Below are 1,211 nucleotides of genomic sequence, written 5' to 3'. Positions count from 1 at the left end.
ATCGCTTCGCTGTCCACCTCGACTTCGACCGGCATCGGTTCGCTTTCGACTGGTCTCAGCACCACCAACAGCACCGTTACGTCGCTCTCGACCTCCGCGTCGACCGGTCTCTCGACCGCTAACAGCTCGATCGCTTCGCTGTCCATCTCGACTTCGACTGGCATCGGCTCGCTCTCAACCGGCCTCAGCACCACCAATAGCAATGTCGCTTCGCTGTCGACCGTGACAGGCAATCTGGGCAGCAGTACGGCGGCAGCTCTGGGCGGAGGCGCAACCTTTAACCCGGCTACAGGGACGATCAGCGCGCCTGCCTATACGACGTACAACGCGAACGGTACGACGAGCACGGTCAACAATATCGGCGCGGCAATCGATAACATCAACAGCCAGGGGATCAAGTACTTCCATACAAACTCCACGGCACCTGACAGCCAAGCACTGGGGACGAATAGCGTGGCAATCGGTCCGAACGCGGTAGCCAACAACGCAGGAGATGTGGCGCTAGGCAGCGGATCAGTGACGACGGCAGCAAATCCGACCGCGACAGGCGCGATTGGCGGCGTGACTTACAACTACGCAGGCACAACACCGTCGAGCGTGGTGAGCGTGGGCGCGCCAAGCGCTGAACGTCAGGTCATCAACGTGGCGGCAGGTCAGGTGACGGCAACGAGTACAGACTCGGTCAACGGATCGCAACTGTTCGCAACAAACACAGCGATCAACAGTCTGTCAACGTCCGCCTCGACTAGCCTCAGCACGACCAACAGCACAGTTTCATCGCTCTCGACCGGTCTGAGCACCACCAACAGCACGGTCACGTCGCTCTCGACCTCCACGTCCACCGGCCTCTCGACCGCTAACAGTTCGATCGCTTCGCTGTCCACCTCGACCTCGACCGGCATCGGTTCGCTCTCGACCGGCCTGAGCACCGCCAACAGCGCCGTCTCTTCGCTCTCGACTTCCACGTCGACTGGCCTCTCGACGGCCAACAGCAGCATCGCTTCGCTGTCCACGTCGACTTCGACCGGCATCGGTTCGCTTTCGACTGGTCTCAGCACCACCAACAGCACCGTCTCGTCCCTCTCGACCTCCGCGTCGACCGGCCTCTCGACGGCCAACAGCAGCATCGCTTCGCTGTCCACCTCGACCTCGACCGGCATCGGTTCGCTCTCGACCGGTCTCAGCACCACCAACAGCACGGTCTCGTCGCT

At 61.6% G+C, this 1,211-nt stretch carries 1 pseudogene; it reads left to right on the top strand.

What is annotated here, in order from left to right:
* Positions 1 to 1,211 (top strand): annotated as a pseudogene (locus AC1RQF_RS33315) (ESPR-type extended signal peptide-containing protein); the annotation flags it as partial.

The sequence above is a fragment of the Burkholderia sp. GW821-FHT14F03 genome (assembly GCF_058803765.1).
Note: the sequence above shows the minus strand (reverse complement) of the source record. Positions and strands in the feature narration are given on the sequence as shown.